This is a genomic window from Aquimarina latercula DSM 2041 (assembly GCF_000430645.1).
In the GTDB taxonomy this organism is placed as follows: domain Bacteria; phylum Bacteroidota; class Bacteroidia; order Flavobacteriales; family Flavobacteriaceae; genus Aquimarina; species Aquimarina latercula.
Window position 1 is genome coordinate 151,696 of record NZ_KE387186.1, and the last position, 25,505, is coordinate 177,200.

Below are 25,505 nucleotides of genomic sequence, written 5' to 3' on the forward strand. Positions count from 1 at the left end.
AGGTTTTAATTCTTTTTAAATTTCTTTCTTTTTTTCTTTTTACTAAAAAGCCTCTTTAAAAAATTATCTCTTTTTTCCGGTTTACATTCTAAATCTTCAAGCACATTATTAGAAGTTTTTTCGAAACTACTTTTGGTTATAGGATCGAAAACGGGGTTCTCGTTCATTTTTTGATAAAGTTCTCCGAAGATTGGTAATGCAGAATTAGCGCCTTGTCCCTGTTTGGTGGTTTTAAATCCAATATTATAATTATCATTCCCGACCCAGGTTACCGTGACAAGTTTTGGTGTAATCCCTACAAACCAACCGTCTTTGTTATCTTGAGTTGTACCCGTCTTTCCTGCTATATCATTTTTTAAGCCATAGGTTTTTCGTAATCTGGTTGCTGTACCATTATCTACAGTAGATTTCATCATTTCTAGCATTACCTGTCGGGTATAATCGCTATAGGCAGTTTCTGTTTTTTCTTTTTCAAAAGATGCAATTAGTTTGCCATTTCTATCTTGTATTTTTGTGATATAAAAAGGTTGAACACCTTTAGATTTATTAACGTAACTAGCATAAGCACCAGCTAATTCTTTAATTTTGATTCCAGCTGTTCCTAGTGCAATGGACGGTTGTTCCGGTAGCTCTTCATCGATTCCCATTTTTTTTATTTGATCAAGCACATTTGTAACTCCAACTTCGTCCATAACTTTTACAGCTATTGTATTTACCGAGTTACTTAAAGCAGTTTCTAGGTTGTAGTTTAAATAAGGATCTTGTTCTGTAGAAGAATTTTTTGGTGTCCAATCTTCTAAATTAGTATAAGTAACTTCTTTTAATGGGAAATAAGTACAAGGTTTCATTCCATTTTCAATGGCTGCAGTATATACAAAAGGTTTGAACGTGGAACCTACTTGTCTTTTACTTTGTGATACGTGATCATATTTAAAGTATCTATAGTCAATACCTCCTAAATATGTTCTAACGGCACCATCTGTAGGGTCAATTGCTATCATTCCTGCATTCAGAAATTTTAGATAATGCTGGACACTATCTTTGGTAGATACTTTTTTGGTAATATTACCTCCCCATTCAAAAAGTTCCATTTCTTGTTTTACAGATAATGAATCCTTGATCTGGTTTTCACTAAGACCTTGTTCAAGGTATTTCTTGTAAATAGGAAGTCGTTTAATTGTATTGTCTAGAAGTTTTGTGTTTCCTTTCCAAGGAGCCTTTAAACCATATTCTTTTTCATATACGTTTTGTAAGTTTCGCATATGATCTTTCATTACTTTTTCGGCTAATGATTGCATTTCGTAATCTAAGGTTGTATGTATTATCAACCCATCTTTATAGATATCATATAAGGTACTATCTGTTTTTTTGTGCTTTTTTAAGATCTGAATAAGTTCTTTCTTTACTTCTTCTCTAAAATAAGGTGCCAATCCCAGATCATGATTAAAGTATTGATAATCCAATACGATATTTTTATTCATCACTTGGTCTGCCACATTTTGAGTAATGTGTCCGTATTTTACCATTTGGCGTAAAACAACATCGCGTCTTAATTGACTTCTTTCTGGGAAGAGTCTAGGGTTATAGCTATGGTTAGCCTTTAAACTACCAATTAATGTAGTTGCTTCTGATAATGTAAGTTCTTTGGTTGATTTATTGAAAAATTTCTGCGAAGCACTCTCAATTCCATATGTGTTATCAGGAAAAGGAACAGTATTAAAATACTGGGTTAAAATATCTTCTTTAGAGTATAAATCTTCAATTCGTTTAGCAACAATAGATTCTTTTAATTTATTTACTACAATGCTAAAAACCCCATAGTCTTTTCTTCCAAAAATATTTTTGACTAATTGTAATGTAATTGTACTTCCTCCTCCAGAGGATTTATCACTTAATAAGATAGTTTTAAAAAAGACTCTAAGTAAACTAACATTATCAACGCCATTATGTTGGTAGAAACGAATATCTTCTGTGGCGACTAATGCATCTATTAAATGATCTGGGAGATCATCATAGGTTATGGGTTGTCTGTCATAGATATAATATTTTCCAATAAGACGTCCATCTTTGTCTAGAACTTGTGTTGCTTCTACTTGTTTTAATGAGCTCAATTCATCTTTGTTCGGAATGTTTCCCCAGAAACCAAAATAAATGCTTCCATAGAAAATAATGAGGATGAAAATAAATCCTCCTAATGAGATTAATGGATACTTAATCCATTTTTTTTTTAATAGTACTCGTATCATAGATCTGACTACTGTTAACGCTAAAAATATAATATTATTGAGGAGTATCATGCTTTACAATATTCCTAAAATTAATTTCAGGGAAACACTTACTTTTTTTGAAGGTTAATTATCACGGTTTTATGATTTTTTATTTTAAATTGTAGTAATAAATACTGTGTCATAAGCACTAGAAGAAAATTATTTGGAGCATCCATCAAAATTGAGCTTCAAAATGGATTGTATTAAAAAATGTAACACAAAATAACATTCTTTGATTTACTATTTATTAGTAAAGTAACCGACTAATCCTGCGCATTATGAAAAGAGTAATTGTTAACTACAAGAAACTGAATAAAGATATTTTAAATCTTTTAGTAGGTAAATTTCCAGATGGCTATTCAGACAGTGATATTATTTCTTTTAAAAATCATCAAAATCATACTATTGAGGCTGTTGAGGTAAAAACTAATGATACCATATATTTAGTCAAAATTAGTGAGCGTCTTGCTGGTGTTATGCAAGATCACGATGAGAACACTTCTAATATTAAAGTTCCGGAAGCTGTTACAAAAGAACAAGTGAGAGATGAAGTAAACTTTGATGTTTAACTGATTATATTATAGGCTCCAAGTAAACAGATAGTGCCGTTATTTCGATTTTTTATGTTGATTTAATAGAGATGTTGCTGCCGCAAAGGGAGTGATTTTATGTTGTTGTACAGCCTTAATTTGATCAGGTAAAGATTTTTTGATTTCTGGATGGTTATAGAATGAGCTTTTTAGCTCTTCTTCAATAGTTTGTAATAACCAAAATTTATTTTGTCGAATTCTATTTTGTTCGAAATACCCATTTTTTGTTGAAATATCTAAATACCTTAAAATTAATTCCCAGATCTCTTCAATGCCAGTATTTTTAAGAGCACTACAAGTCAATACTTCTGGAGACCAACTACTTTCAGCGATAGGGTAAAGGTGCAAAGCTTTTTTAAATTGGTTTTTAGCCTCCCTAGCACGTTTTAGATTGTCGCCATCTGCTTTATTAATAACAATTGCATCCGCCATTTCGATAATTCCTCGTTTAATTCCCTGAAGTTCATCTCCCGCTCCGGCTAATTTTAATAAAAGGAAAAAATCTACCATACTATGCACAGCAGTTTCGCTTTGCCCAACTCCAACAGTTTCAATGATTATTATATCATAGCCTGCAGCTTCACATAAAATAATTGACTCACGTGTTTTTTGGGCAACTCCTCCTAAAGAACTTCCGGAAGGAGAAGGTCTAATAAAAGCACCAGTTGATCTCACAAGTGATTCCATTCTGGTTTTGTCTCCTAAGATGCTCCCGCCAGAAATAGTGCTACTAGGATCTACCGCTAAAACGGCTACTCTTTTTCCTTTTTTTATAAGAAGATTTCCTAAAGCTTCGATAAATGTACTTTTTCCTACTCCAGGAACTCCTGTAACTCCTATTCTTATAGAGTTATTAGCATAAGGAAGACATTTTTCAATAAGTTGTTGGGTTTTTTGACTGTGTTTTTGTTGAGTACTTTCTACTAATGTAATTCCTTTGCTTAAAGCTGCTGTGTTTTGTGAAACAATTCCTTCAAATATATTAGGAATAGATACTTCCTTTTGCTGTAATTTTTTAAAACGATCAATAACATTCTTATTGGTGTTAGAGGGGATTTTAGAAGATTGATCTTTCATATAATTTTATTCAGAAACTACTTTAGAGCAAATTTATAAATTCATTTTAGTATACATTACTATTCTTGTATAGAATACAAAGTAAAATTATTATTTAGAAGTTATAGGGATCGCAATAGCCGTTTGATCCCAAGCTAAGAACATAATAGTAAAATTATTAGCCTCCTGAAAGTAAATAGAAAATTGTTCTACAACATTCAATAAATGTTGTACAGGAACTTCTATAGTTAGTATATCATATTCAGGGTTTCTAGATGGAGTACCGTCTGTAAAATTAACCCCCCAATTATATTGACCTTTATTAAAAATAACCTTCCAAGAGTCTTTTCCGGGGATTGTCCATAGCGTATAGGTTCCGGCTTTTAGTTCCGTGCCATCCACGAGAATTGACTTATCAGTCGTAAAAGTTGTGGCCTCATTGGCACCAGTTCTCCATACTTTATCAAAAGGAACTAATTCTCCAAAAATTTTCCTACCGTTTTTAATAGGTCTATTATAAAAAACAGTAAAGTTTGTTTCTTTACTTGCATGTGTCACTGTCTGTTCTGGACTATGCGCTTTGGTCTTCGATTTAAGAATTGATATTCCTGCAATTCCTATAATTACAATTCCGATAATTATGATTAATAATCTTTTTAAGAGCTTAGACATTAGTTGCTTTTTTGTTTTTAAAGATAATCCATTTTACATGTGAAAATACAGATATTTATGTACTTTTGGGCTCTTACTAGTGACATATGGTCGAAAAATCCTTTAAAAAATTTACTTCAGATATTAAATTTACCGATGATACTTATGTTATTATTGGTTCTGGAATTGGCGGCTTAACCACTGCGGTTTTTTTAGCTAAAGCTGGGAAAAAAGTAGTAATCTTAGAGCAACATTATACTCCAGGTGGATTTACACACACTTTTAAGAGACGAAAAGGATTGATTTGGGATGTAGGAGTTCATTACGTGGGGAACATGGAAGAAGATTCGGGATTACGTAGGATTTTTAATTATCTATCTGATAATAAGTTGGAATGGGATTCGATGGGAGATCCATACGATGTAGCGTACATAGGTGATCGTAAGTTTGAATTTGTTAGCGGAAAGGAAAACTTTAGACAGAAGTTTAATGAATACTTTCCTAATGATACTATTGCAATAGATAAATATTTAGAATTACTTCAGAAATCAATTAAGAAAAACCTTTTATATTTTGCTCAGAAAGCTTTTCCAACATTTCTAAGTGTAGTTTTAGGCCCTTTATTTAGAGGGATACAAAGTTCTATTTCTAAAAAAACTACATATGAGGTATTAAGTAGTATTACAGATAATCAGGAGCTTATTGCAGCGTTATGCGCCCAATGTGGAAATTATGGGCTATCACCTAAAGAAAGTAGTTTTGCTTCCCATTGTATAGTAATTAATCATTTTATGGAAGGAGGGTATTATCCTAGAGGAGGAGCTAATCGTATCCACGAGACCATAATTGATAATTTAGAATCTTTAGGGGTTCAGGTATATATCAAAGCAAAAGTTGAAAAAATTCTTACTAAAGGAAGAGCAGTGCGTGGAGTGATGATTAATGGACAAGAATATGTATGTAAGAAAGTAATAAGTAATGCAGGAGCTCGTAATACTTTTTTACGTTTATTAAACAATTCTTTGAACAATAAAAAATATTTGAATTTTGAAAAGATTAATCCATCTACCTCTCATTTGTGCTTGTATGTTGGTTTAAATAAAAGCGATAAGGATCTTAAACTACCAAAATATAATATTTGGTGGTATGATGATAAGGATACAGATAGTATTTTAAATGATAGAAATAATCTAGAAAAAGATACTTTGTCTTTTGCCTATATATCTTTTCCTTCTGCGAAAGATAGTTTATGGCCTTCTGAGCACCCTGATCAATCAACAATTCAATTAATAGGTAGGGCTTGGTATTCGGATTTCAGTAAATACGAAGATAAGCCTTGGCTCAATAGAGGCGAAGAATACGATAAAATTAAAGAGAAATTTAAGCTTAAAGGATTAGCATTGCTTAAAGAACTCTACCCACAATTGGATGGGCAAATAATCCATGCAGAAGTTTCTACTCCTGTTTCTACGAGAAAATTTAGTAATTACAGTCAAGGAGAAATTTATGGGATCACTCATGGACCGGAGCGATATCAAACTAGAGTCTTGAGACCTAGGACTCGTATTAAAGGTTTGTATTTAACTGGGCAAGATATTACATTAGTTGGAGTAGGTGGAGCTATGGGGAGTGGTGTTTTGACTGCAGCTACAATTATAAAATGGAATATGAGTAAGCAGTTTAAAGAAATTGCTGCTAAATATTAACCGCTATATTTTCTTCATGATTCTCATAGAATTCATCACATTTACTGCATATGTGTTTCGTTGAGTAACTAATAAGTCAAGTACTGATTTTGGCAATAATTTAGTTTCTAAGAAATTGTCTATTTGATTGATTATATCTTTCGTACTATCAACATTATCCTTCATAAGATTGATAACATTTTTAAACTCTTTAGTATCTGTTTTAGTATTGTTAATTGGAGTAAGCATTTCTTTGATAATTTGTGATTAACAGAATTAGTGTATTTCAATAGTCTTATCTTTTATAAAAAGCTTACTTCGTTTCGTGATTTTTTTTAACAAATTGATATTCAGTGTGTTTTGTTTTTTTGTTTTTTTTATCTTTAATTTTGCAACAAATTGATATTCCCTGTCGTCTTTAGAAGAGAATAGTAATTAGAACAGTTTTAAGAAAGTAATCACTAACCAAAATTTAGAAAAGTTTGTTACAGAGCGAGCTAATAGAACAATGTAGGGCTAATGATCGTAAAGCACAGATGAAGCTTTATAATAAATACTGTGATGGTATGTATTATGTAGCATTACGATTTCTAAAAGATCCTTTTGAGGCTGAAGAAGCCATGCAAGAATCTTTTATTAAAGCCTTTTTAAAACTTCATCAGTTTACCGGTGATGTGACTTTTGGTGCGTGGCTAAAACGTATAGTGATTAATAAGAGCATTGATATGCTCAAAGCGAAGAAGATGAATATGGTTGCTATTAATGAGCAGGTGATGTCTACCGTAGAAGAGCAGGATGATTGGTCTGTTGCTGATTCTACAACGGTTGACGAAGTAAAGGGAGCAATAGAAAGATTACCTGAGAAATATAAATATGCTGTAATGCTATTTTTAATAGAAGGATATGATCATAAGGAGATCAGTGAAATATTAGATATTACTCCAGTTGCTTCAAGGACTTTAGTACATAGAGGAAAGAAACAACTTCAGGATCAATTAAAACATTTGAGAGATGGGACAGGATATTAGAGAGTTATTAAAACAAGACAACAGAATTCCTTCAGAACGTTTGTCAGAAGGACATCAGAATCGTTTTATGGCAAGATTAGAGGAGGAACTTCCTAAAAAAGCCAGGAAATTTAACTATGGTTGGTTAAGAATTGCAGCCAGTGTTGTGGTAATCTTATCAATATCTATGTTCGCTTTTAATGAGTTTGGAAATAATAATGGTAGTAATACTAAAATTGTTGATACCAATACTCCAGATGTGAAAAATGCTACAGTGGTTTTGAGTAAGCAGACATCTTCATTAGCCGAAATGTTTCCTGAATATGAAAAAACGGAAAATTATTTGCTAACAGGAATAAAGTTTCAGTTATCTCAAATTAATGTGGATGATTCTAATAGGGAGCTAGTAGAAAGTTTTATGAAGAGGTTAGAGAATTTAAATAGAGAATATCAAGATCTTAATAAAGAATTAATAGAGATAGGACCTAATGAGCAAAGTGCGGAAGCAATGATAGAAAATCTAACACTTAGACTATCGCTCTTAAAGAGACTAAAAGACAAACTAAAAGAATTAGAAAAAATTGAGAATGAAAATTACATTGATATACAAGCTTAATCTTGTAACGCTTAGTCTAGTATGTTTCTCTGGAGTATTTGCTCAGAATAGACAAGACAAGTTAAGTGAAAAGTTTGTAGTAAATAAAGATGTTGCAATTCATCTAAATACTAGCCATACCGAAGTTGTGTTCGAAACTTGGAATAAAAATTCCGTTGAGATAGAAGCGTACATAGAGGGGGATAATATTACAGAAGAAAATAAAGAGCGGCTATTACAAAATTGGAAAATAGAAGCTTTAGGCAATAGTAAAGAGATTACTATAAATTCTATTACGGGTAATTTTTGGTCAGGAAAAGCAGCTGTTTCCAATACACAAAATATCAACTCACCAGAACTTAGACGATTGGAGCCAGTTATTTCTAATATGCTAAAGCCTATTTTAAAGAACATAGAGAATAATCCGATGCCAAGTGCTCTTTCCGAAAACCTGGCTAGTATGAATTTTGATACGAATAAGTTTAAAGAAAATGAAGAAAAATATATTCAACAATGGGGAGACCAGATAAAAGAAAAGTTTGGTGATAATTATGAGAATGTTGTAAAGAGTTGGACAAAAGAACTAAGTAAGAATGTAAAACAAATCCAACCAAATTCTGAATTGAGTTCTCAGAATTGGGCAGGAGAAGAGTTTGCTCGAAGAATGCAAGCTTGGGCATCACAATTCTCTGGTGATCTAGAAATTACTCAAACAAATGGTTCTAACGTTACCGTATATAGATATAGTTCTAGAATGAATAACTCAGGAACTATTCATAGAATTGTAAAAGTAAAAATGCCGAAAGCAGCATTACTTAAATTAAATATTAGACATGGAGATGTACAATTAGCAGAAAAAACTACGAATATAATTGCTTCTTTATCCCATACAAGCCTACAAGCTAATGTTATCGATGGAGATCGGACATTTATTAGAACATCGTATTCTCCGGTAAATATTAAACAATGGAATAATGGCAGATTAGCAGTTAATTACGTGAAGAATTGCAGGATTCAAAACGCTAAAAACCTTAGGGTAAATGCAGATTCTAGCAATATTTTTATTCAAGAACTAGAAGATAATGCTGCTATATCCGGAAGTTTTGGAGCAATTACTGTAGCAAATCTTTTAGAGTCATTCTCGACATTAGATTTAGCGGTTGAGAATAGTGATTTTAAATTGAAATTACCAGAAGTAGCATTTAATATAGCCTATAGTGGAATGCAAAGTAGAATCTCATTGCCGAAAACCATGGAGGTAAATGCAAGAAGAAATTTTGGAAATGTATTCGTCAATGGATTCAATCAAACCAGAAATACTGATAGGGTTATAACTATAAACGCCAAGTATAGCGATATCATACTACAATAATTTTATAATAATGTGTTAATTGTTTAAAAGCTCTGCTAATCAGTTTAGTAGAGCTTTTTTTGTTGTTGTGTTTTACTTGTAAAAGGATTTCTTCTTGTAAACGGAGTACTACATTTTTGTTTCTAAAATCGTTTAATTATGTATTTAGTCGACCATATTGAAATTTAAACTAAAAAGTTTTAAGGTTCTTTTGTCTATTCTGATTTTATAGTAAATTTAAAGTGGGAAAATACAGATCATAATTAATTTAATTTCAGTGGCTTATGAAAAAATTATTACTAATTTTTTCTTTAATATCTGCTACAGTTTTGTTTGGAAATAATGGGAATGACGAAAGCCTCATTGTCAAACGTAATGGCAACATCATCACTGTAGTCAATTTTAAAGATGGGGACAAAGTAAAATTGTTTGAGTTAAGAACAGGTAGGATTATTACCTATAAAACAAAAAGAGGAATCTTCGACCTTACTCAGCTTCCTGCAGGTAAATACCTTCTAGTAGATAAAGATGGACGAAAAGTTATTGTCGAGAAGTTATCAAATCCAGAGTTTTATGTTAAGTGATTGTAAATCAAAAATCAAGCTAATTTTGACATGAAAATTGTTTGAATAAATGTTAATTTATTCACATTTAAAGCTAATTGTTAATATTTTTTTAAGAGAATTATAATAGTACGAATATTAAAATCTGGTTTTTTCGTCTAAATAATGTGCTTTTTGTCGTTTTTTTCGAAACCTTACAAAAAATAAATACCTGATAATCAATTATTTGTAATTTTAAAATTAAATAAACGCACCTTTTTGTGTCATTTGTCGAAAATCAAAAACGTTTGATCTAAAAGTTGGTGTTTTTTTTCGGGAAACGATAATTTAACAATATTATTGTGTGGTAATCACGTAATAACATTACAATAAACATATCCAGACAATGAGGGCTTTAATTTTTATTTTCAGTTTATTCTTCCTAACAAATCTAAATGCTAGATTTGAGGATGATGATCTGCAAATAGCAAGAGAAGGATTTGTTATAGTAGTTGTCGATTTTAAAGAAGGAGATAAGATAAAAATGTTTGAAGTTGAAACCGGAGATCATATTTTATCTAAAACAAGAGGACAGATTGATCTTAGTCAAATACCATCAGGTAAATATTTATTGGAAAATAGTGAAGGTAAGTCTGTTGTAATCGAAAAAAGTGAAAATGATATAGTAATCGAGAAAGAACTTGGTACTGAATATATCGTGGAGTATGATAGCGAGTCAATGTCTTCAAATGATGTAACTGTAGAGGAAGAGTTAGAAGAATACTATTTAAAGTCAGAATTAAATCCTTTAGGAATAACAAGGAATGGAGATGTTATTACAGTGGTAGACTTCTTAGAAGGAGATAAGATTAAATTGTTCGAGATGATTGGTAAAATTCACGTTTTATCAAAAACAACAGAAGTTGTAGATCTTACGCAGTTGGCTATCGGTAAATATATTTTAGAAAATGATAGAGGGCAATCAGTAGTTGTAGAGAAGTTTGATGTTGATCTAGAATTTACTGAGACTGTGGCATTCAACTAGAAAATTAAAATTAATTATTTATTTTTATAGAATAAGTAGAATTTGGGGGAAAGACCTATCAGAAATGATAGGTCTTTATATTTTATAAACTATTTAAAAGTTTATTTGTCTAAATTGCTAGTCATTTTAAAACCAGTAAATAATCCTGCCCCAGCCATTAAAAAGATAGTTCCTGGGTATGCTACTTCTCCATCTACACCTAAGCTATAGTGCAGTATTCCTGCTATAAAAATACCTAAACCAATCCCCATTAATAATAATGAAAAATTAAGAATGAAAACTTTCCAAATGGGAGTTACTCTTTTAGTTTTACTGCTGTAAAAAATAGAAGCATCGGCTCCTTTATCAATAAGAGACATACGCTCTTTATTGCGGGCGGTAATAAATAAATAAAAAATACCAAAAATACATCCGAATATAGATAATGGTATTAGTACTTCGATAAAACTCATAATTTTTAGATTTAAAAAATTTAACTGTTCGTTTTTTATCTATGACGTTGATATGTAAAGTTCGGTTACAGAAAAGATGAAAAATTATTTTGTATCTTTTTACGTAAGGAGTGTAACCAGTTATAAAAAGGTATCGTCTAATGTATAAATGAACCATCAATCAGATCAATATTATATTAAACAAGTGTTAGAAGGAGATGTAAACGCTTTTTCGACATTAGTAGAGCGTTATCAAAATTTGGTGTATACTGTAATATATCGAATGGTTAGAAATAAAGAAGAAGCAGAAGAGATTGCACAGGATACTTTTATTAAAGCGTATAAATCCTTATCTAATTATAGAGGAGAAGCTAAGTTTTCTACTTGGTTGTATACTATTGCATATAGAAAAGGCTTAGACGCTATCAAGACTAAAAAACGATTCGTTGCTACAGAATTAATAGAGGAGATAAGTGAAGGAGAAGTGACCAATGTAAATAACGCATTAAGTTATTTACAGGATAAAGAACGGAAACAGATTATTTCCGATAGTATTCTTAAGCTTCCTGAAGAAGAAGCTGTTATTGTAACCTTATATTATTTTGAAGAGAAGAGTGTAAAAGAAATTAAAGCTATTGTAGGAATTACAGAAAATAATATAAAAATAAAATTATACAGAAGTAGAAAAAAACTATATTCGATACTTAAGTATCACATTTCACCAGAAATTAATACTAGCAATGGAAGAGCAATTTAATGACATAAAGAAATTAGTAAAAGAAGTAGGTTTAGAAAATCCTTCAGTAGATTTTTTACAAAATGTGATGCGTAGTGTAGAAAATACTTCGGCAGATCAACCGCTAGCTTATCAACCTTTGATTTCAAGAAAAGCATGGGTTGTTATTGGTTTAATAGTAATTGGAATTTTAATTTCTTTACCCTTTTTATCTGAAGGTACTTGGGCTTTGCGTAAATTTGATCTTTCATTATTTAGTCTATTTGATTTTAAAAATCCTTTTTCTGATTTTAGGCTTCATACTACTACAGCATATGGAATTATATTTCTTGCCATATTATTTATAGTACAGATTACAATAATTAAAAGAAGAATAGATAAGATATATTCTGTTTAAATTGCTTCCGCTGTTAATCTAAATCATAAATTACTTTTTAAACTTATATACATTCTTTATTTTACAAGCTGCTTTGGATAACAGAGTTATAGTTTATGAAATCAAGAATATGTATTATAGGGGCTGGACCAAGTGGTATTACTGCTCTAAAAAATTTGAAAGACAAAGATCTAACAGTTGTTGTTTATGATCGTAATCAGGAAGTAGGAGGTAACTGGATTTTTTCAGAGGATATTAGTCATTCTAGTGTATTCGAAACTACCCATATAATTAGTTCCAAAACGCTTTCTCAGTATGAAGATTTTACTTTTGATGATTTTGATACTACTGTAGCAGATTACCCATCTCATGATGAATTAAGAAGATATTTTCAAGCGTATGCTAAACATTTTGAGCTCTATCCTTATATAGAATTTGGAACTATAGTAAAGCATTGTGATCGTATAAGTGACAGTAAATGGGAAATTACCATACTGCAAAATGGAGATGAAAGAAAAGAAATGTTTACAGATTTAGTAGTTTGTAATGGACATCATTCCGTCCCTAGAGTTCCTAGATATCCTGGTCATTTTTCTGGAGAATTTATACACTCTCATGAGTATAAAAAGGCAGCACCATTTGCAAATAAAAAAGTTTTAGTAATTGGTGGGGGTAATTCTGCTTGTGATGTAGCTGTCGAGACAAGTAGGGTAAGTAAAAAAACGGCAATTAGTTGGCGTAGAGGTTATCGAATAATACCCAAATTCTTTTTTGGATTACCCTCAGACATTGTTGGATCAAGATCTGCATGGCTTCCGGTAAAAATTAGAGGTTGGTTTAATGATAGGTTGTTACGCCTTATGCTAGGGAAGAATAAATTATACGGTTTGCCAGAAGTGAAAACTAAGTTTGGTGAAACACATCCAACGATTAATGATGAACTTTTGTATAAAGTAAGACATGGAAAAGTGCATCCAAAAGTTGACATAGAAAGATTGCATGGTAAAATAGTATGGTTTAAAGATGGAACAAAAGAAGATTATGATGTAATTATAGCATGCACGGGCTATGTATTAAAACATTCATTTTTTGATTCTTCATTTATCGATTATAGTGATGGACCAGTTCCACTATACCTTAAGATGTTTCACGAAGAATTTCATAACCTTTTTTTTATTGGATTATTCCAGCCTTTAGGATGTATTTGGCCGGGATCAGAATTACAAAGTAAAATACTGGCAAATTACCTTACGGGAGACTGGAAAATGCCTTCTACTATAAAAAAATTATGTCAACGAGAAATAACACATCCACACTACAAACAGATTAATACACCTAGACATACGATTACTGTTGATTATCATAAATTTAGAAAATCGTTACTAAAACAGTTGCCTAAGAATTGGGTTTCGAAAACACCTAATAATATTTCAAAAAGTACTTTATGATGAATGATTCATTTTCTCAGTTTATAGAGAGCTTATCCCGTAGTTTTATACCTATTGTTGATCCTGATTTTTTAAAAGAGAATTATGTTTCTATAGATCTGTCAATATATAATAAAGATTTAGAGCGTATTGATGTATCTTCTTCTAAGGCTTTTGAAGGTTATATAAATAGATATTTGATCAAGAATGCGGCTGAGGTAGCTTTTGGTGGTTATAATGAAACCAGAGGTATTTATAGATGAAGTAAACATTTTAACCAACAAGACCCAGAAACCGAACGTAATATACATCTCGGATTGGATGTTTGGTGTGATGCAGGGACTGATGTTTTAGCTCCATTAGAAGGAAAAATTCATAGTTTTAAAAATAACAAAAACTTTGGCGATTACGGGCCTACTATAGTTCTAGAGCATAAGATAGAAAAAGTGATCTTTTATACATTATATGGACATTTAAGCGAAAAATCAATTGAAGATATAAAGATAGGACAACACTTTTATGCAGGAGATGTGGTAGCTAAGTTAGGGGATGCATCTGTGAATGGTGATTATGCCCCTCACTTACATTTTCAGATTATTAAGGATATGCAGGGTAATGTAGGCGATTATCCAGGAGTATCTAATAAAAAAGAATTGCGGTATTTTTTGCAAAATTGCCCAAACCCTAATTTATTACTTAAAATTTAAGCTAATTGTTGTGTTGTTTTAGGTTTGTTTGATTAATACGTGAGATAATCAAAATGTAAAATAATATGAAAACAGATAAGAACTTGGGAGTTTTTTGTGTTTTTGATCGATTTTAAAACGCCTTTCATCAGTATTTTCATAATTTTTTAAATACAATAACTTGATAATCAGTGTTTTGTTGTAAAAATTAACAAAACCTTTGTAGTTGAACGAAAATCCGTGTTATTTCATCTAAAAGTCTGATTTCTAGTTGGTGGCGTAAGTTTTTTGTGTTATTCTTGTATGGTAAAACCGTAATAACTTAACTTTAAAGCCCCAGAAAAAATGAAAGTTATAGCCCTAATATTCAGTCTATTTTTATCTCTTATCATTTCAGCCAATGAAGACAACAAACTTACTGTTCAGATGGATGGTTTAACTGTTGAGGTGTTAAATTTTGAAGAAGGAGATAAATTAAAGTTGTTTGAACTTGAAACAGGGGATCATATCTTATCTAAATCATATTCATTAATAGACTTAAGTCAATTACCTGTTGGTTCTTATTTATTAGAAAACAATGAAGGTAAGTCTTTAGTGATTAACCGTCAAGAAGAGGAGTTGATGATTGATGGCGCGGTTATTTTACAAGAAGAAGAGTTTATAGTGGGGGATGATGCTCAATTTGCTGATGTTACTGGAGATGAAGAAATGAATGTAGAGAAAGATTTCATCAATAACTATGTAAATTCAAACCAAAACTTATTGAATATTGAAAGACAAGGTGATATAATCGTAGTAGTGGATTTTGAAGAAGGAGACAAATTAAAATTGTTTGAAGTAAAAGATACTATTCACGTATTGTCTAAAACAACAAATGAAATAGATTTAAGTCAATTACCAGTAGGATTATATATATTAGAAAATAGTAAAGGGGATTCTGTTGTTGTTGAAAAATTTATAGAAACTCAAGCTACATTAACTGATTTGTAGGAAGTTTAAAGGGGATAAACAAATACAAGAATAAAGCGGGTTCGATTAGAACCCGCTTTGTTTTTATTTGTAATTAGTGTGTATTATTCGTCTATTATTTCTTTTAAAACATATTGATTATCAGATCCATGAGTAAATACTCCTGTTAACTGTTCTTGATTATTGATTTTATTAGATAATTCCAAACATAGATCTTGACAATCGATAGATATTGAAGAGTTTATTAGTGCATGGTTGTTTTCCTGATCTACAGTTGTCCAGTTGTAAAAGGTTCCATCGGTTGTATTCATTGTTAATCGTACTTTAAATTCTGTATTTGACGAAACGGCTGTTTTGGATAGCACTCTAATTAAGTCAATTCTTATACTAGAACCATCTTGTGGAGGATCGGGGATGTGGGTTTTGCTGACTTGTAAATCATGAATAAACCCTAATTCATATTCAAATCCCTGTATTTTTTCATGGGAATTTGTAAATTCTTCTTCTCCAATCTGATCTCCTTCTTGGGTTAGTATAATAACACCTAAATCTCCCCAAAATGTAACTAATCCAGTGTCCTGATAATGATTCACTCTAATGTTAGTGATTTCTATTATTTCATCATCATTATTACAAGAAATACTTATTGTTAGTATTATGACAAGCAAAAGGAATTTTTTTTTCATATAACATTTTATTATAGGATGGTTTATGTGTTTAAAGGTTGCTCACTATTTATCTTAAATAATGTTAAAATTAAATACATAGAATTATGATGTATTGTATTTTTATGTATATTTGATCTATGTATTCAAAAGAACTTTTAAAGGGAACACTGTCTGTAATTATTCTCAACTTATTATCTGAAAAAGGTAGAATGTATGGTTATGAGATTTTTCAGCAAGTAAAAGAGCGATCAGATGGTAAAATATTATTAAAGGATGGGTCACTCTATCCTGCTTTACAGAAAATGAAAAAAGAGGGTTTGTTGTCTTGTGAAGAAGAATATATCGGTAAAAGAATTAGAAAGTACTATTTGCTTACATCCAAAGGGAAAGAAGAAAAAGTAAATTATATAGAGGAGCTTAAGGATTTTATGGAAACACTTAATAAAGTTATTTTTCCAAAACTAGATGCTATATGAAATTGAATAGTGAACAAGAAAAGAAAATTAAAAATTTTGTAGATAAACAAGGATTTAAACTATTAGAATTACGAGATGATATAGAAGATCATCTATGTTGTGTTGTAGAGAGTGATCTTAAGAGAGGAAGAACATTTGATCAATCATTACGAGATGCTATATCAGAATTGGCACCTAATGGATTAATCGATTTAGAACGAAAAACAATTTTTTTATTAAACTCAAAACGAATTATTATGATGAAAAAACTGATGTATTTTATTGGATTTATTGGAGCGTTAACATTAACAGTAGGTGTTGTATTTAAAATATTATGGTATCCTGGTGCTAATAAACTTTTTATGACAGGTTTTCTATTATTGTTGTTGATTTTTGTTCCGATGCTAGCTATTGATAGATATAAAGTAGCGATTGCAAAAACGCTTTCAGAGCGCTTAAAAATTGTTTTAGGTTGTGTTTCTGGTGTTATTGTAGGTTTATCAGGATTGTTTAAATTGATGCATTGGATGGGAGCAGAGGTGCTATTGTTAGCAGGTGCTTTTATTTTTGTAGTAGGGTATCTTCCATTTTTGTTTTTTACAATGTATAGAAAGTCCCTTGCTTAAGTAAACGAGATATATGATATAAAAATGAAACAACCCTGAGGTATTACTTCAGGGTTGTTTTAAGTTAAGCGTTTTAGGGATTTATTCAGAAATAAGAACCCATTCTCCTTTTTCTATTAAAGGAATTGCTTGCTTATATTTTACCGTTTTGTTTTCTCCACTCATTACATGTTTGATGGTAACCTTATCATTACGTCCAATTTTTGGTTGTTCTCTAACAATAGTTTCTGTTACCTGAGGACGTTGTTGTGTTTCTCCAGCAGCTCTGTTTTGTGCAGCACGCTCATCCATATTAGGGATTTCTTCTTTAGAAGTTTCTAAATTCTCTTTTTTTCGTACCTGACGAGCTTCAGAAATGTCCTGAGTGTTACCAGTTGGCAACTCTCCTTTGAACAAGAAAGAAATAACATCTTTGTTAACCTCTTCAATCATTACTTTGAATAATTCAAAAGCTTCGAATTTATAGATCAATAATGGATCTTTTTGTTCGTGAACTGCCAATTGTACACTTTGTTTTAACTCATCCATTTTACGAAGATGTGTTTTCCAAGCGTCATCAATAATTGCTAAAGTGATATTTTTTTCAAAATCAGTAATTAATTGTTTTCCTTCACTTTCATAAGCTTTTTCTAGGTTAGTAGCTACATTTAAGCTTTTTACTCCATCCGTAAACGGAACTAAAATACGTTCGTATTTACTAGAAGGATCTTCGTATACTTGTTTAATAACTGGATATGCAGCTTCTGCATTTCGCTTCATTTTATCTTGATAGTGCTCATAAGCTGCTTTGTAAATTTCTCCAGCAATCTTTTGAGAATCCATTTTCTCGAACTCCTCAGCAGTTATAGGGCTGCTCATTGAGAAATAGCGAATCAATTCAAACTCAAAGTTTTTATAATCCTGAGCATTCTTATTAGATTCTGTGATCACCTCTGCGGTATCATAAATCATATTAGCAAGATCTACACGAAGACGCTCTCCAAACAATGCGTGATAACGACGTTTATATACAACTTCACGCTGCGCGTTCATTACATCGTCATATTCTAATAATCGCTTACGAACTCCAAAGTTGTTTTCTTCTACTTTTTTCTGAGCTCTTTCGATAGATTTAGAAATCATAGAATGCTGAATTACCTCACCTTCTTTCAGTCCCATTCTATCCATCATTTTAGCAATACGTTCTGATCCAAAAAGACGCATTAAATTGTCTTCTAAAGAAACATAGAATTGAGAACTACCAGGATCTCCTTGACGACCAGCACGTCCACGTAGCTGTCTGTCTACACGACGAGAATCATGACGTTCTGTACCTATAATTGCTAAACCTCCAGCTGCTTTTACTTCATCAGATAATTTAATATCTGTTCCACGACCTGCCATGTTGGTTGCAATAGTAACTACTCCTGGATTACCAGCCTCAGCTACAATATCCGCTTCTTTCTTATGTAGTTTCGCATTCAGTACATTGTGTGGTACTTTACGAATTGTAAGCATTCTACCCAGTAATTCCGAAATTTCTACAGAAGTAGTACCAATAAGTACAGGTCTACCAGCTCTTGATAATTCGGTTACTTGTTCGATTACAGCATTGTATTTCTCGCGTTTAGTTTTGTATACTAAATCTTCCATATCTTTTCTAGCGATAGGTCGATTTGTAGGGATTTCTACAACATCCAATTTGTATATTTCCCAAAGTTCTCCCGCTTCTGTAACGGCAGTACCGGTCATACCAGATAATTTTCCATACATACGGAAATAATTCTGTAATGTTACAGTGGCAAAAGTTTGGGTTGCATCTTCAATTTTTACATTTTCTTTAGCTTCAATTGCTTGATGTAATCCATCACTATAACGACGTCCATCCATGATACGTCCTGTTTGTTCATCAACAATTTTTACTTTGTTGTCCATCACTACATATTCTACATCTTTTTCGAATAAAGAGTATGCTTTTAGTAATTGGCGTAACGTGTGGATGCGTTCGCTCTTTACGCTGTATTCTCTGAAAAGATCTTCTTTTTTTTCTGCTTCTTCTTCTTTTGGTAAGCCAAGATTCTCAATTTTAGCAATCTCCATTCCTATCTGAGGTAGTACAAAGAAATCAGGCTCATCTTTACCAGAAAGATAATCTACACCTTTGTCAGTAAGATCAATTTGATTGTTCTTTTCTTCTATTACGTAATATAGATCTGCATCAATTTTATGCATCTCTCTATTGTTATCCTGCATGTAAAAATTCTCAGTTTTCTGAAGCAGCATTTTTACACCTTCTTCACTTAAGAACTTTATTAGCGCTTTGTTTTTTGGAATTCCTCTGTAAACTTGAAGTAATTTAAACCCACCATCTTTAGTGTTTCCTTCTTTGATAAGTTTTTTAGCTTCTGCTAAGACTGTTGTTAAGTATTTTTGTTGTACCCCAACGATATCAGCAATTTTTGGTTTTAGCTCATTAAATTCATGGATATCTCCTTTAGGAATAGGCCCAGAGATAATTAAAGGAGTACGTGCGTCATCAATTAATACTGAATCAACTTCATCTATGATCGCATAATTATGAGGGCGCTGAACTAAATCTTCCGGTGCATGAGACATATTATCCCTTAGGTAGTCAAAACCAAATTCATTATTAGTTCCATAAGTTATATCTGCGTTATAGGCTGCTCTACGTTCTGCAGAATTAGGTCTATGATTATCGATACATTCTACAGTTAATCCATGGAATTGAAATATAGGAGCCATCCACTCGCTATCACGTCGGGCTAAGTAATCATTAACAGTAACTAGATGAACACCATTACCAGATAATGCATTAAGGTATACAGGTAGCGTAGCAACTAGGGTTTTACCTTCTCCAGTTTGCATTTCTGCTACTTTTCCTTCGTGTAAAGCAATACCTCCAATCAGCTGCACATCATAGTGAATCATATCCCATTTTACCTCTTTACCAGCAGCATCCCAACTTGTAGACCAGATAGCTTGATCACCATCGAGATTAATATGATCTCTCGTTCCAGAAAGTTCGCGGTCATAAGCGGTAGCTTCTACTGTAATAGTTTCATTTTCTGCAAATCTCTTAGCAGTTTCTTTTACAACAGCAAAAGCTTCAGGTAAGATTTCGTTTAAAGCTTTTTCTGTTGCTTCATAAGCATCTTTCTTTAGTTTGTCGATCTCACCATAGATATCTTCTTTTCTATCAATATCTTCTGTAGCGTCCGCTTCTTCTTTAAGGGAATCAATTTTTGCATTGATATCAGCACGGGCTTCATTTATGGTATTTTTGAATTCTACGGTTTTGGCACGTAATTCATTGTCAGAAAGAGAAGCGATACCTTGCGCTGCTTTTTTTATTAATTCAACCTTTGGTTGGATTTCTTTTATATCTTTTTTGGATTTATCTCCAACGAATACTTTTAATACAGAATCTAAAACTCCCATGATTTATGGTTATGTGTTTTTTAATGAGATTTAATTTTAAAATGAAATTAACTTGTTTCTCCTTTAAAAAAAGAAGAACTCTAAATGTAACTTCAATTCTTTGAATCTATTGTAATCTCTATACCTCAAAGGTATTATTATACAATGCTTCACAGACTATTGACAGCTAGTGAAGGTGGCGTAATTTACGCAAAAAAAAAGCCTCTTGCGAGACTTTTAATACTATTTAAATATTTTTTTAATATTCATCCTCATTCCAAAGATAATCTTCGTCAGTTGGATAATCTGGCCATATTTCTTCTATAGAATCATACGAATCCCCTTCATCTTCAATTGATTGTAGGTTTTCCACAACCTCTAGCGGTGCTCCCGTACGAATTGCATAGTCAATTAACTCATCTTTGGTTGCTGGCCAAGGTGCATCACTTAAATAAGATGCTAATTCTAAAGTCCAATACATATGCTTACTGGTTTAATTTTTTTGCAAAAATAATTTTTTAGTTTAAAAAGTCAAGTAAAAAATTAATTATTTCAACAATAATTATAAGAACGTGATTTTTCGGGTATTACCCTTAACTTATTTTTAAGCTTTTTTTGAGCACTAAGAATTTTTTTGAGGAATCCATTGTATCTCGTTTGCTTGTAAATCGTAGGACAACTTTCGTGCCAGTACAAATAGATAGTCAGATAGTCGGTTTAAGTACTGTAAAGTTGTTGCTTCAAAAGGGTCTAACTCATATAACGCTGTGGCTAAACGCTCGGCTCTCCTACATACACAGCGTGCAATATGACAGAATGACACTGTTTGGTGTCCTCCTGGTAGTACAAAATGAGTCATTGGAGGTAAAGATTCATTCATACGATCTATTTCAGTTTCTAAAAGTGTTATATCTTCTATAGAAATAGTAGGGATGTTTAATCTTTTTTGTCCGTTTTTTAATGTTGCTTTTTCCGGATCTGTAGCTAAAACGGCTCCTACAGTAAACAATTTGTCCTGAATAGTCACTAATACTGTCTTGCTTAGCTCATCTATTTGCTGATCTCTTATTAAACCAATATGCGAGTTTAATTCATCTACGGTCCCATAGCTGTCAATACGAATATGATGTTTAGGGACTCTGGTACCACCAAATAATGCGGTAGTGCCTTTATCTCCTGTCTTTGTGTATATCTTCATCTCTTTTTTGTTGATTATCTTTTTTATATTTAGAAATATCTTTTTTCGCCTTATTTACATTTAAATAAACAAAGATTCCTCCGATTAATACAGCGGTCCAAAACCAAGGAAATTTCATTTTTTCTTCTTTTTGAAATAATTCTTCCTAAAATCTCTTGTCGAGCGATCATATAATTTCTTTTTATTTCTGCCAGAATTCCATCGCACTACAAAAAACAGTAATGCTATTCCAATAATAACTAAAACTAACTGGGTTTCTTCAGATAGTGCATCAAACATGATTTCTTCTTTTGCAGTAAATGTAATAAATAGCTATGAGTATTTTAGTACTAGAGTTTATCAGTGTTAGTACAGTTTGGTGTTAAGTTGATTGTTAAATGTTAAATAAGAACTTAAGTTGTGATCGTATTCCCTTAGAGACAAGTAAACTCAAAGACTATTTTATTACATTTGTATCGCTATGGAATTTTCGTCAAAATTATTGGAAAATGCAGTATATGAAATGTCTCAGTTGCCAGGGATTGGTAAAAGAACTGCGTTACGATTGGTTTTACATCTTTTGAGACAACCAGAGACGCAAACACAGCATTTGGTAAAAGCGTTGGGTACGTTAAGAGAAGATGTGAAGTTTTGTAAAAACTGTCATAGTATTAGTGATGTAGAAATATGCGATATCTGCAGTAATCCTAATAGGATACAAGATATTGTCTGTGTGGTGGAAGATATTAGAGATGTTATGGCGATAGAGAGTACTAACCAGTATAGAGGTTTATATCATGTTTTGGGTGGAAAAATTAGCCCAATGGATGGTATTGGCCCTCAGGATCTTAAAATCCATACATTGGTAGAAAAAGTAAAATCGGGAGCAGTAAAGGAATTAATTTTTGCTTTAAGTGCTACTATGGAAGGTGATACTACGAATTTTTATATTTATAGACAATTAGAAGGTGTCGATATTAAAATAGCTACTATTGCTAGGGGAATAGGTGTAAATGACGAGTTAGAATATGCCGATGAGGTAACTTTAGGTAGAAGTATTATTAATAGAATTCCTTTTGAAAACGCATTGAAGAGTTCCTAATTTGTTTCATTTTTAAAATTTGATCTTCTGAAATTATCTGTAGTCATCCTTAATTATAATGTTCGTTATTTTTTAGAACTATGCATTTTAAGTGTTCAGAAAGCCGTAACTGATTTAAATGCAGAGATTATTGTTGTTGATAATAATTCTCCTGATGATAGTTGTGCTATGGTTAAAGAACGTTTTCCTAAAATTCTCTTAGTAGAAAACAATGATAATGTTGGGTTTGCAAGGGCTAACAATCAAGGAGTTGATTTAGCAAAAGGTGAATATATCTGTATCCTAAATCCAGACACTGTAGTAGCTGAAGATACGTTTGTAAATATTATTTCGACATCAGAAAAGTTAATACATATGGGCATGTTAGGCCCAAAACTTATTGATGGTACGGGTAATTTTCTTCCAGAAAGTAAGAGAAATGTGCCATCTCCTTTGACTTCTTTTCGAAGATTGTTTGGTGTTAAATTAGGCAAAGTGAAAAATTATTATGCGGATCATATACCTGAAACTGGAATTGCAGCTGTTGATATTTTAGTTGGGGCTTTTGTTCTGGTAAGAAAAAAAGACTATAAGTCAGTAAAAGGTTTTGATGAAGATTATTTTATGTATGGAGAGGATATTGATCTCTCATATAAAATGAAAAAGAAAGGGTTACAAAACTACTATATAGGAACAATTCCTGTAATTCATTATAAAGGCGAAAGTACAGATCGTAACGCAGAATACATAAAACGTTTTTATGGAGCAATGCGATTGTTTTATAGAAAACACTTTAAGAGTAATTGGTTCTTGGACTTCATTGTATCTCTAGGAATACGTTTGACTTCTATAATTCAGTCGTTTAAAAGTTATCATAAAGAAAAGCGTGTGATTGATACTTATTATTTAGTATCAGAGAATCATAGTTTGAAGAAGCGACTTAGTGAGGTACTGCAAAAAGAAGTGAAGTTTATTTCATTGGAAGCTGCAAAGAATTTGGGATATACTAATAACGAACTTATCTTTGACAACGAGTTACTAAGTTTTGGTGAAATAATAAAAGAAATGCAAATTTTGAGAAAATCAAATATGACTTTTAAGATTAAACCAGTAGGATGTGATTTTATATTAGGAAGTGATTTTAGTGATGGAAAAGGAGAGGTAATTACTTTTTAAAGAAACTTTAGTAAATAAAAATTAATTTAAGAGCTTAACTTTTATTAATTTCGCAAAAAAAATAACTAATAAATACCTTTGATTAAGAATATGGCAAAATTTGAGCTTAAACTTCCGAAGATGGGTGAGAGTGTTGCAGAGGCAACAATAACAACTTGGTTAAAAGAAGTTGGAGATACTATCGAAATGGACGATGCAGTATTAGAGATTGCTACGGATAAAGTAGATAGCGAAGTCCCTTGCGAGGTAGAAGGAGTATTGGTTGAAAAGCTTTTTGATGTTGACGATGTAGTAAAAGTTGGTCAAACAATTGCTATTATTGAAACAGAAGGAGAAGTTGCTACAGATGCATCTCCAGAAAAAATTAAAGAAGAAGTTGTAGCTGCACCTGAAACCGCAGCTCAAGTTATAGAAAACGATATTGCTGCAGTAACTGAAACGGTTACTACAAAAGCTGATTTTTCCGAAAGTTCTAAGTTTTATTCTCCATTAGTTAAAAATATAGCTGCGGCAGAAGGAATTTCTGTAGCAGAATTAGAAAATATATCTGGAACTGGAAAAGATGGTAGAGTTACTAAAAATGATATCTTACAGTTTGTAGAAGATAGAAAAGCTGGTAAAACTGCGACTCCTTCAACACCAGTATTAAAAGAACAAAAAAATACTCCTGCAGCACCAGCTAAGAAAATGGATGCTCCCAAAGCTACACCAGTAGTTGCATCGGGAGAAGATGAGATTATAGAAATGACCAGAATGGGGAAATTGATTTCGCATCATATGGTAGATTCTGTACAAACTTCTGCACACGTACAATCGTTTATTGAGGCAGATGTAACTAATATCTGGAACTGGAGAAAGAAGGTGAAAGGTGATTTTATGAAGAGAGAAGGAGAAAACTTAACCTTTACTCCAATCTTTATGGAAGCTGTAGCAAAAGCCATTAGAGATTTTCCAATGATTAATATTTCTGTTTCTGGGGATACGATCATTAAAAAGAAAAATATTAATCTAGGAATGGCAGCTGCCTTGGCAGATGGTAATTTAATTGTTCCAGTAATTAAGAATGCAGATCAGTTAAACTTAGTTGGAATGACCAAAGCTGTGAATGATTTGGCAAACCGAGCGCGTAATAATGCATTAAAACCAGATGATATTCAAGGAGGAACTTATACAGTTACTAACGTAGGAACTTTTGGTAGTATTATGGGAACGCCAATTATTAATCAGCCACAAGTTGCTATTTTAGCGTTAGGAGCTATTCGCAAGGTGCCTGCTGTGATTGAAACACCTGATGGAGACTTTATTGGTATTCGTTATAAAATGTTCTTATCGCATTCTTATGACCATAGAGTTGTAAATGGTGCTCTTGGAGGACAATTTGTGCAACGAGTAAAGGACTATCTCGAAGCATTTGATGTAAATAGAGAGTTTTAAGAAATACTATAATTTATAAATAAAAAAACCGCATATGTATTATGCGGTTTTTTTATT

At 32.0% G+C, this 25,505-nt stretch carries 29 protein-coding genes; 18 read left to right on the forward strand and 11 right to left on the reverse strand.

Annotated features, from left to right (window positions below; genetic code table 11):
* Positions 1-5: 5 nt before the first annotated feature.
* A complete protein-coding gene (locus H526_RS0125170) occupies positions 6-2,246 on the reverse strand; it encodes a transglycosylase domain-containing protein (protein ID WP_027395481.1) in 2,241 nt (746 codons plus the stop codon).
* A 299-nt stretch (positions 2,247-2,545) separates the two neighbouring features.
* Here H526_RS0125170 and H526_RS0125175 point away from each other — a divergent pair, with 299 nt between their 5' ends.
* Complete coding sequence (locus H526_RS0125175; RefSeq protein WP_027395482.1) at positions 2,546-2,836, forward strand: hypothetical protein; 291 nt, start codon at positions 2,546-2,548, stop codon at positions 2,834-2,836.
* 39 nt (positions 2,837-2,875) lie between these two features.
* On the opposite strand, the gene meaB is transcribed toward H526_RS0125175, so the two are convergent.
* Together meaB and H526_RS0125185 are read right to left on the reverse strand one after the other, a co-directional pair.
* The gene (gene meaB / locus H526_RS0125180) at positions 2,876-3,934 is read right to left on the reverse strand and encodes a methylmalonyl Co-A mutase-associated GTPase MeaB (RefSeq protein WP_027395483.1); all 1,059 of its coding nucleotides are present in this window, start codon (positions 3,932-3,934) and stop codon (positions 2,876-2,878) included.
* A 90-nt stretch (positions 3,935-4,024) separates the two neighbouring features.
* On the reverse strand, positions 4,025-4,585 hold the full coding sequence (locus tag H526_RS0125185) for a DUF2911 domain-containing protein (RefSeq protein WP_027395484.1): 561 nt from the start codon (positions 4,583-4,585) through the stop codon (positions 4,025-4,027).
* Positions 4,586-4,671: 86 nt separating this feature from the next.
* Between H526_RS0125185 and H526_RS0125190 the strand changes: the two genes are divergently transcribed.
* Positions 4,672-6,270 carry a phytoene desaturase family protein gene (locus H526_RS0125190; protein ID WP_027395485.1) on the forward strand — a complete coding sequence of 533 codons (1,599 nt, stop codon included), beginning with the start codon at positions 4,672-4,674 and terminating at the stop codon, positions 6,268-6,270.
* Between the two features lie 3 nt (positions 6,271-6,273).
* On the opposite strand, the gene H526_RS0125195 is transcribed toward H526_RS0125190, so the two are convergent.
* Complete coding sequence (locus tag H526_RS0125195; RefSeq protein ID WP_027395486.1) at positions 6,274-6,498, reverse strand: hypothetical protein; 225 nt, start codon at positions 6,496-6,498, stop codon at positions 6,274-6,276.
* Between the two features lie 233 nt (positions 6,499-6,731).
* On the opposite strand from H526_RS0125195, the gene H526_RS0125200 reads away from it, so the two are divergent.
* The 5 genes from H526_RS0125200 to H526_RS0125220 all read left to right on the forward strand — a co-directional run bounded on the left by H526_RS0125200 (position 6,732) and on the right by H526_RS0125220 (position 10,789).
* Positions 6,732-7,277, forward strand: coding sequence for an RNA polymerase sigma factor (locus H526_RS0125200; protein ID WP_027395487.1), 546 nt, complete (start codon positions 6,732-6,734; stop codon positions 7,275-7,277).
* The gene (locus H526_RS0125205) at positions 7,261-7,872 is read left to right on the forward strand and encodes a hypothetical protein (RefSeq protein WP_027395488.1); all 612 of its coding nucleotides are present in this window, start codon (positions 7,261-7,263) and stop codon (positions 7,870-7,872) included. The genes H526_RS0125200 and H526_RS0125205 overlap by 17 nt, the downstream gene beginning before the upstream one ends.
* A complete protein-coding gene (locus H526_RS0125210; protein WP_027395489.1) occupies positions 7,844-9,223 on the forward strand; it encodes a hypothetical protein in 1,380 nt (459 codons plus the stop codon). The genes H526_RS0125205 and H526_RS0125210 overlap by 29 nt, the downstream gene beginning before the upstream one ends.
* A 263-nt stretch (positions 9,224-9,486) precedes the next feature.
* On the forward strand, positions 9,487-9,786 hold the full coding sequence (locus tag H526_RS0125215; RefSeq protein WP_027395490.1) for a hypothetical protein: 300 nt from the start codon (positions 9,487-9,489) through the stop codon (positions 9,784-9,786).
* Between the two features lie 364 nt (positions 9,787-10,150).
* Positions 10,151-10,789, forward strand: coding sequence for a hypothetical protein (locus H526_RS0125220; protein ID WP_027395491.1), 639 nt, complete (start codon positions 10,151-10,153; stop codon positions 10,787-10,789).
* Between the two features lie 101 nt (positions 10,790-10,890).
* On the opposite strand, the gene H526_RS0125225 is transcribed toward H526_RS0125220, so the two are convergent.
* Positions 10,891-11,241 carry a DUF6249 domain-containing protein gene (locus H526_RS0125225; RefSeq protein WP_027395492.1) on the reverse strand — a complete coding sequence of 117 codons (351 nt, stop codon included), beginning with the start codon at positions 11,239-11,241 and terminating at the stop codon, positions 10,891-10,893.
* Positions 11,242-11,389: 148 nt separating this feature from the next.
* Here H526_RS0125225 and H526_RS0125230 point away from each other — a divergent pair, with 148 nt between their 5' ends.
* The 6 genes from H526_RS0125230 to H526_RS0125250 all read left to right on the forward strand — a co-directional run bounded on the left by H526_RS0125230 (position 11,390) and on the right by H526_RS0125250 (position 15,435).
* Positions 11,390-11,977, forward strand: a complete 588-nt coding sequence (locus H526_RS0125230) for an RNA polymerase sigma factor (RefSeq protein WP_027395493.1) — start codon at positions 11,390-11,392, stop codon at positions 11,975-11,977.
* Positions 11,961-12,353 carry a hypothetical protein gene (locus tag H526_RS0125235; protein WP_027395494.1) on the forward strand — a complete coding sequence of 131 codons (393 nt, stop codon included), beginning with the start codon at positions 11,961-11,963 and terminating at the stop codon, positions 12,351-12,353. The genes H526_RS0125230 and H526_RS0125235 overlap by 17 nt, the downstream gene beginning before the upstream one ends.
* Positions 12,354-12,448: 95 nt before the next feature.
* Positions 12,449-13,780 (forward strand): flavin-containing monooxygenase, encoded by a 1,332-nt coding sequence (locus H526_RS0125240; protein WP_027395495.1) that lies wholly within the window; start codon positions 12,449-12,451, stop codon positions 13,778-13,780.
* Positions 13,777-14,022: a hypothetical protein gene (locus H526_RS32590; protein ID WP_342667700.1), complete on the forward strand. Its 246-nt coding sequence runs from the start codon at positions 13,777-13,779 to the stop codon at positions 14,020-14,022. The genes H526_RS0125240 and H526_RS32590 overlap by 4 nt, the downstream gene beginning before the upstream one ends.
* Before the next feature lie 54 nt (positions 14,023-14,076).
* Positions 14,077-14,466 carry a peptidoglycan DD-metalloendopeptidase family protein gene (locus H526_RS32595; protein ID WP_342667701.1) on the forward strand — a complete coding sequence of 130 codons (390 nt, stop codon included), beginning with the start codon at positions 14,077-14,079 and terminating at the stop codon, positions 14,464-14,466.
* 324 nt (positions 14,467-14,790) lie between these two features.
* Positions 14,791-15,435 (forward strand): hypothetical protein, encoded by a 645-nt coding sequence (locus tag H526_RS0125250; protein ID WP_027395496.1) that lies wholly within the window; start codon positions 14,791-14,793, stop codon positions 15,433-15,435.
* Between the two features lie 83 nt (positions 15,436-15,518).
* Here the strand turns inward: H526_RS0125250 and H526_RS30200 are convergent, their stop codons facing one another.
* Positions 15,519-16,100 carry a DUF4377 domain-containing protein gene (locus H526_RS30200; protein ID WP_035086668.1) on the reverse strand — a complete coding sequence of 194 codons (582 nt, stop codon included), beginning with the start codon at positions 16,098-16,100 and terminating at the stop codon, positions 15,519-15,521.
* 119 nt (positions 16,101-16,219) lie between these two features.
* On the opposite strand from H526_RS30200, the gene H526_RS0125260 reads away from it, so the two are divergent.
* A complete protein-coding gene (locus tag H526_RS0125260; protein ID WP_027395497.1) occupies positions 16,220-16,558 on the forward strand; it encodes a PadR family transcriptional regulator in 339 nt (112 codons plus the stop codon).
* Positions 16,555-17,163, forward strand: coding sequence for a hypothetical protein (locus H526_RS30205; protein WP_035086670.1), 609 nt, complete (start codon positions 16,555-16,557; stop codon positions 17,161-17,163). The genes H526_RS0125260 and H526_RS30205 overlap by 4 nt, the downstream gene beginning before the upstream one ends.
* A gap of 81 nt (positions 17,164-17,244) precedes the next feature.
* Here the strand turns inward: H526_RS30205 and secA are convergent, their stop codons facing one another.
* From secA to H526_RS32010, 5 genes are all read right to left on the reverse strand, one after another.
* Positions 17,245-20,601, reverse strand: a complete 3,357-nt coding sequence (gene secA / locus H526_RS0125270) for a preprotein translocase subunit SecA (protein ID WP_027395498.1) — start codon at positions 20,599-20,601, stop codon at positions 17,245-17,247.
* A gap of 238 nt (positions 20,602-20,839) precedes the next feature.
* Positions 20,840-21,061 carry a DUF2795 domain-containing protein gene (locus H526_RS0125275; RefSeq protein ID WP_006989959.1) on the reverse strand — a complete coding sequence of 74 codons (222 nt, stop codon included), beginning with the start codon at positions 21,059-21,061 and terminating at the stop codon, positions 20,840-20,842.
* A 141-nt stretch (positions 21,062-21,202) separates the two neighbouring features.
* On the reverse strand, positions 21,203-21,778 hold the full coding sequence (locus tag H526_RS0125280; RefSeq protein WP_027395499.1) for a cob(I)yrinic acid a,c-diamide adenosyltransferase: 576 nt from the start codon (positions 21,776-21,778) through the stop codon (positions 21,203-21,205).
* Positions 21,750-21,896 carry a hypothetical protein gene (locus tag H526_RS32140; RefSeq protein ID WP_162144515.1) on the reverse strand — a complete coding sequence of 49 codons (147 nt, stop codon included), beginning with the start codon at positions 21,894-21,896 and terminating at the stop codon, positions 21,750-21,752. Before H526_RS32140 ends, H526_RS0125280 begins: the two co-directional genes overlap by 29 nt.
* Positions 21,893-22,057: a hypothetical protein gene (locus tag H526_RS32010; RefSeq protein ID WP_155839784.1), complete on the reverse strand. Its 165-nt coding sequence runs from the start codon at positions 22,055-22,057 to the stop codon at positions 21,893-21,895. Before H526_RS32010 ends, H526_RS32140 begins: the two co-directional genes overlap by 4 nt.
* A gap of 181 nt (positions 22,058-22,238) precedes the next feature.
* On the opposite strand from H526_RS32010, the gene recR reads away from it, so the two are divergent.
* The 3 genes from recR to H526_RS0125305 all read left to right on the forward strand — a co-directional run bounded on the left by recR (position 22,239) and on the right by H526_RS0125305 (position 25,448).
* The gene (gene recR, locus H526_RS0125295) at positions 22,239-22,859 is read left to right on the forward strand and encodes a recombination mediator RecR (RefSeq protein WP_027395500.1); all 621 of its coding nucleotides are present in this window, start codon (positions 22,239-22,241) and stop codon (positions 22,857-22,859) included.
* 45 nt (positions 22,860-22,904) lie between these two features.
* Positions 22,905-24,014 carry a glycosyltransferase family 2 protein gene (locus H526_RS0125300; RefSeq protein WP_342667703.1) on the forward strand — a complete coding sequence of 370 codons (1,110 nt, stop codon included), beginning with the start codon at positions 22,905-22,907 and terminating at the stop codon, positions 24,012-24,014.
* 90 nt (positions 24,015-24,104) lie between these two features.
* Positions 24,105-25,448 carry a dihydrolipoamide acetyltransferase family protein gene (locus tag H526_RS0125305; protein WP_027395502.1) on the forward strand — a complete coding sequence of 448 codons (1,344 nt, stop codon included), beginning with the start codon at positions 24,105-24,107 and terminating at the stop codon, positions 25,446-25,448.
* The last annotated feature ends 57 nt before the right edge of the window (positions 25,449-25,505 follow it).